Here is a 6044-nt window from a genome sequence, read left to right on the forward strand (position 1 = left end):
TAACCGTTAATAATTAATTTTGAAGGTTAGTTAAAATAATAGTAACCTGTCAAATTACATTTTAAAGGTTACCCAAATATGCCATCACACATTACCTCTCCGTTAATCGCAGGCAATCTCGCCATCGATTTCATCAATACACAGTTTGGCGTAGGGGAAGAGCATCAGGAGTGTCTGACCGACAGCAGCAGTGTCATCACCTGGCTTCAACAGGCGGGCGTGCTGTCGGAATACCGTGAAAGCCCGCCGCCTGGGCTAGCCCACCTTGCACGTGAATTGCGTGACAACATGCGAGAGCTGCTTATCTCGGCCCAGCAAGGAAGGAGTGCGGATCCCGCAGTGATAAATCACGTGCTGGAACGGGGCTGCCCCCTGGAAAAAATTGAATGGCAGCCAGCGGAAGCGGCATTTCAGAAAAAAACCTATCGGCGCAACCTAGAAAGCGAGAGCCTGTTGCAGCCTGTCGCGTGGGCGTTAGTTCAGCTGCTTACCGAAGAAGATGTGCAACTTGTTAAAGAGTGCGAAGCCTCGGATTGCATTCTCCTGTTTCACGATCAAACAAAATCTCACCGGCGCCGCTGGTGTAGCATGGCGTCTTGCGGAAATAGAATGAAGGCGGCCGCGCACCGGGCTCGAAAAAAGACCGGATAACCGCCCCTTAAAGTAATCAGCAAAACTTGCGCCTTATTCGCTTGTCCTATTTATGACAGAAAACGCCTCAAGCGCTTGATCAAGACTGATTTCCCTTCAACTTTTTCCACCGCCGGTGACACTAGCCATGATGAAAACAGCGTTAGCCCTATCGTTAACCCTATGCACCACGATGCTGATCAGCGGGTGTAATCAAGACACCAATGCCACCGCCTCAAACACAGCGGATGCAGATACGGTAGCCGAGCAAAGCCAGCCCCCTCATGAGGTGACCGATCAATGGGTCGGCCGCTGGGTCGGCGTGGAAGGGTTAGTCCTGGACGTCAGCCAGGACGATTCCGCAGGCCCCGGCCATTATCTGCTTGAGATGCAGTACGGCCTGGATGCCAACCAAAGCGGAACATTCGAAGGGCAAGCCACAGACGAAGGCATAAGCTTCAGCCGCGATGACGGCCCACAGCTGCTTCGCGCCAGTGATGGCGAAGCCACCGGCTTGAAATGGCTAGCGGACAAAGAAGACTGCCTGGTAGTGCAGGCGGGCGAAGGCTACTGCCGCGACTGATCTTCCCGGCAATCGCTAGTCGCGGCTACCCGCTTTCGGGTAGCCGCATGACTGCAAGAATGATTGAAACACGAAAAAATCTATTCGCTCGCCATTTCAGAAAAGTGGCCTGATTTATCCAGGGTAAATTCGAGAAAATCCCGCGCCAGATACAGCGCGCCCGAATAGGCGCTCTGGGCCTCTTTACGGATATCCTCGATGGAAGGCGACGACTGGGGGTTGAACTGGTAACGCGGGCTAAAGTGCGTCAGCACCAGGTTAGGCAGCGCTACCGATTCGGCAAAATCAGCAACAAGCTTAGCGTAGCTATGCCCCACTTCTACAGCCTTCTGGGCCATCTCTTGGGTATAGGTGGCTTCATGCACCAGCACTTGAGCACCCGCGCATGCGTCAATCAACAACTCAGGCCGGTCATTGTCTCCCGCGATCACCACTTTCCTGGGCTTGTTCTTGAAGATTAAGTAGTCAGCGCTTTTTAATAGCTCACCCGCAAACTCAACATCAAACCCTTGCTTCAATTGCCCCCACAACGGCCCTCTCGGGATGCCCTTTTGGGTTAGCTTTTCGATATCTAAGGCAGCGTCGACGTTTTTCTCCGTCAACGAATAGGCGTAGCACGCCACCCGATGGGAAAGCCTGAACGTGGCAACCGCCATGTTCGCAAATTCAACGCTTGGCAGGTCGTCCGAGGCGATAAACTCCAGGGCGAAAGGCAAGCCTAGCTGTGTGGTTTCACAGGTCGCCTCCAACCACGCCTTGATGCCTGCGGGCGCCACAATGGTAAGCGGCGCTTTACGGCCATTCATCCCCGCACTCGCCAATATGCCCGGCAGCCCATAGCAGTGGTCGCCGTGTACATGGGTAATCAAAATGGCTTTTAGTGAATTAAACGACAGCTTCGTGCGCAAGACCTGATGCTGAGTACCCTCCCCGCAATCGATCAGGTACCAGCCTTTACCCTTGCTCTCGCGCAAAGCGATGCCGGTGACGTTGCGGGTCTTCGTGGGTACGCCAGCGGAGGTGCCTAGGAATAATAGATTCATATTTTATTTATGCTCTCTTGCGCTTGCTCTGTAAAGGCTCCGGGCTACCGCATAGTAAGCTCCGCTTCTCAGGTTTTTTCACGGCTGAGTGGTCAGCAAGCATGCCCTTTCCTTTAAAAAGAAATAACCGATAACTGGCAATATCCGTGCGACGAGCAGTACCGCCACCCCCATAAATTTGATTTAGATCAACTTTATCGCAGACATCTTTTATGAAGACTTTAGTATCAATCCTTGGCGCCGATAAAAGAGAAAGGATCCTTTAGCGCTCAACCGCATACTGACTACAGGCCCCGCCCCGCAAGCTTCATGAATTAACCTTTCCATGTGAGAAAACATAATGCTGCAGGCACTACACCGTGTTTCCTTGGGCCGTAAATTTGTACTAGTTCTCGCCTTACCATTGGTGACCATGACGTGGTTAGCCATGTCGGGGATTTTGGAACGAAAAGAGCTTGTCTCTGAAATGGGACATCTTCAGGAAATGACGGTGCTGAGCCAATATGCTGGGGTTCTGGTTCATGAACTTCAGCGCGAGCGAGGAATGACAGCCGCATTTTTAGGCAGCAATGGTCAAAATTTCCGTACGGAACTACCTAGCCAGCGTCGAAAAACTGATGAGCGTCTCAACGAGTTCAACACATATACAAATAGCCTAACTTATTCTGGCAACGATGCCGCGGTACAGGCACAAGTGAGCCAGGCTAATAACCTGTTGAGTGCTTTAGCCGGCCATCGCCAGCGCGTTGACCGACAGGAAATAGCAGGTGAGCAGTCAAACGCCTACTACACAGATATTAATAACTTTTTAATTAGCATTGTTAGCCAATTGACGTTTAGTGTTGAGCAAGGCGAAGTTATCAGACAGCTCAACGCTTATTATAACCTTTTAAACGTCAAAGAATTAGCGGGCATAGAGCGCGCCATGCTAACCACGGCTTTTAGTACCAACACGCTGTCTCCAACGATGTACACCAGCCTGCTCTCGTTAACAGGTCGCTCCAGCGTCTATATCAGCAGCTTCAATAGCTTTTCGGATGAAAGTATTCAAAGCGAACTTGCAGCGGTATTGGCAAGTGATCTTGCCCGCAACCTGGCGGATATGCGGCGCGTCGCGATAACACAAGGCGTTGCGGGCAATTTTAATATCGACCATCAACAATGGTTTGAGCAGCAGACCCTGCTGATTGATCGCTTAGCAGAAGTAAGTCAGAAGGCGGCCGAAGCCTTGCTTGATACTACCCAGAGCTTGCGTGATAAAGCGGTCAGTGAACTGACTTATTACCTGATTTTTTCGTTAGCCGCTGCAATTCTAGCCATACTGCTAGCAGTACTTATTGTCCGCAGTATTGCGCGCCCGTTACAAGTAGCGCTGGAAAACATCCAAACACGCGGTGGTGATCTCACTCAGCGCCTAGCCGTTCCAGGAAGCGATGAGCTTTCTATGCTGTATCACGCATTCAATGAATCGACGCTTAAAACAGAAGAGTTAGTTGCCAGCATTAAACAGGGTGCTCAGTCTGTTGAGTTAGCCAGTAAGGAAATTGCGAAAGGTAACGCAGATCTAGCACAGCGCACTGAAGAACAATCCGCTTCGTTAGTTGAAACGGCTTCCAGCATGGAGCAGATAACAGCGACCGTAAAACAGAGCGCAGATACCGCTCAACAAGCACGGCTTTCCACACAGGAAATGGCTGACCAGGCCAATGAGGCGAACGATATAGCCGAACGGGCACGCGTGGCGATGGAACAGATCGAAGAAGCCAACCAGCAAGTAACGGCGATAGTCGAGGCTATTGATAATATTGCTTTTCAAACCAACATCCTGGCGTTGAATGCCTCAGTAGAGGCGGCGCGCGCTGGCGAGCAAGGCCGTGGGTTCGCGGTAGTGGCCTCAGAAGTGCGTAATCTGGCAAGCCGAAGTGCAGAAGAAGCCAAGCAGATCCGAAAGCTTATCAGCAACAATGTCGACAGCATAAAAGAAGGCGGAAATCTGGTAACGTCCACCAGCGAAACGCTAAAAACTATTGCAAAACGCGCACAGCATACCGCTGCCTTAGTGTCAGAAATATCATCCGCGACCACTGAGCAATCATCGGGTATTGAGCAAATCAACCAAGCGTTGACTCAGTTGGAAGAAGTAACCCAGCAAAACGCGGCGCTGGTCGAGCAAGTGGCCACAGCAAGCCGCTCACTGGATGACCAGGCAGGCGACATGGCCAATATGGTGGGCCGCTTCAAGGTTAGCGAAGAGAATAACTCATTGGCATTAGCCCATTACGGCTACTAGCTCGACGAAAACGTATTCCTAAAGACATAGTAGCTATTCAGCAAGCCTTCAATACGCGATGTAAGCTTTTGAAGTAAGGCGGTAAGCGCTGGTTTCTCAAAACCGGCGCTGAAGCCTCTTCAACATTCTCAGCTTTCCTATTTCAGCCTATAGCTGACAGCGATCAACATAACCGCTAATAAGTTGCATTAACGCAAGCATATTAGCGTTTCATGTGATACCAATGGTTAGGCAACCCACTCTCTGTTAGGGAAGATTTGCCATGTCAGCCACGAACGAGAAAGTCTTCATCAGCCCCGGCCGCTACGTGCAGGGAGAAGGCGTTACCGCACGCGCCGGTCACTACGTCTCGGCACTCGGGAAAACGGCACTGCTGATTGCCGACGATGTGGTTTGGGACATCGCGGGCAAGGAGCTTAGCGCTAGTCTTAAAAGCGAAGGTATCAGTTTCGAGCGCGCAGTGTTTGAGGGCGAAGCCTCTAACCGCGAAATCGACCGCCTCGTTGAGCTTGGCCGCAAGCAGCAGGCAGACGTTGTTATTGGCTTTGGTGGCGGTAAAGCCATCGACACCGCCAAGGGTGTGGCTGAAAAGCTCGAAGCGGCCTGTGCCGTACTGCCCACGACCGCCTCTACCGATGCGCCCACCAGCGCCCTATCGGTCATCTACAGCGATGAAGGCGAGTTTGAGTCCTACCGCTTCTACAGCAAGAACCCCGACCTGGTGCTGGTGGATACCGGCATCATCTGCAAAGCGCCGCCGCGTTTTCTGGCCTCCGGCATTGCCGATGCACTGGCCACCTGGGTCGAGGCACGTGCCGCCATTCGCGCCAACGCCAACAACATGGCGGGAGGCAAAGCCACCCTACTGGGCGCGACCATTGGCGAGAAGTGCGAAGAGATTCTCTTCGAGCACGCCATGCTGGCCTACCAAGCTAACCAGGCGCAGATCGTCACGCCCTCGTTCGAGGCCGTGGTAGAAGCCAACACCTTGCTCAGCGGACTAGGCTTCGAAAGCGGCGGCTTGGCAGGCGCCCACGCCATTCATAACGGTTTCACCGCCCTGCACGGCGAGATTCACGGCCTGACCCACGGCGAGAAAGTGGCCTACGGTACGATGGCCCAACTGGTTCTCGATCAGACGCCCCAGGCGGAATTAGAAGAGTATCTGGACCTCTACCTGGCGCTGGGCCTACCGGTGACCCTGAAAGCGCTGAAGCTTGATCAGGCAAGCGAAGAAGATCTTTATCGTGTAGCCGAAGCGGCGCTGAAGGAAGGCGAATCAAGCCATAACCTAGCGTATGAGCTAACGCCCAAGCAGATTGTTCACGCCATTAAAGCGGTGGATGTGCATGCGCGGGCGTTTATGGAGAAGATGGGGGTGAGCGAGTAAAGTCTATAAGACGGGGCGCTGCGGCGTCTCGTTTTCATAGCCCTTTCCTATATCGGATCAAACCTTTACTACACGTTTAATCATAGCAACAACGCCTGAATCCGCCTT

5 protein-coding genes are annotated in these 6044 nt (G+C 52.4%); 4 read left to right on the forward strand and 1 reads right to left on the reverse strand.

All coding sequences use genetic code 11. The features are described from left to right. Window positions 1-78 precede the first annotated feature (78 nt). Together ACT3R7_RS16360 and ACT3R7_RS16365 are read left to right on the forward strand one after the other, a co-directional pair. Window positions 79-651, forward strand: coding sequence for a CGNR zinc finger domain-containing protein (locus ACT3R7_RS16360; RefSeq protein ID WP_193090915.1), 573 nt, complete (start codon window positions 79-81; stop codon window positions 649-651). 127 nt (window positions 652-778) lie between these two features. Continuing rightward, the gene (locus ACT3R7_RS16365) at window positions 779-1213 is read left to right on the forward strand and encodes a hypothetical protein (RefSeq protein ID WP_193090914.1); all 435 of its coding nucleotides are present in this window, start codon (window positions 779-781) and stop codon (window positions 1211-1213) included. Between the two features lie 80 nt (window positions 1214-1293). Here the strand turns inward: ACT3R7_RS16365 and ACT3R7_RS16370 are convergent, their stop codons facing one another. Beyond that, a complete protein-coding gene (locus ACT3R7_RS16370) occupies window positions 1294-2256 on the reverse strand; it encodes a ribonuclease Z (protein ID WP_193090913.1) in 963 nt (320 codons plus the stop codon). Between the two features lie 340 nt (window positions 2257-2596). Between ACT3R7_RS16370 and ACT3R7_RS16375 the strand changes: the two genes are divergently transcribed. Then, window positions 2597-4546, forward strand: coding sequence for a methyl-accepting chemotaxis protein (locus tag ACT3R7_RS16375; protein ID WP_193090912.1), 1950 nt, complete (start codon window positions 2597-2599; stop codon window positions 4544-4546). A 262-nt stretch (window positions 4547-4808) separates the two neighbouring features. Continuing rightward, window positions 4809-5936, forward strand: a complete 1128-nt coding sequence (locus ACT3R7_RS16380; protein WP_193090911.1) for a glycerol dehydrogenase — start codon at window positions 4809-4811, stop codon at window positions 5934-5936. Window positions 5937-6044: the final 108 nt, after the last annotated feature.

This window comes from Halomonas sp. AOP43-A1-21 (genome assembly GCF_052376775.1).
Lineage (GTDB): Bacteria > Pseudomonadota > Gammaproteobacteria > Pseudomonadales > Halomonadaceae > Vreelandella > Vreelandella colorata.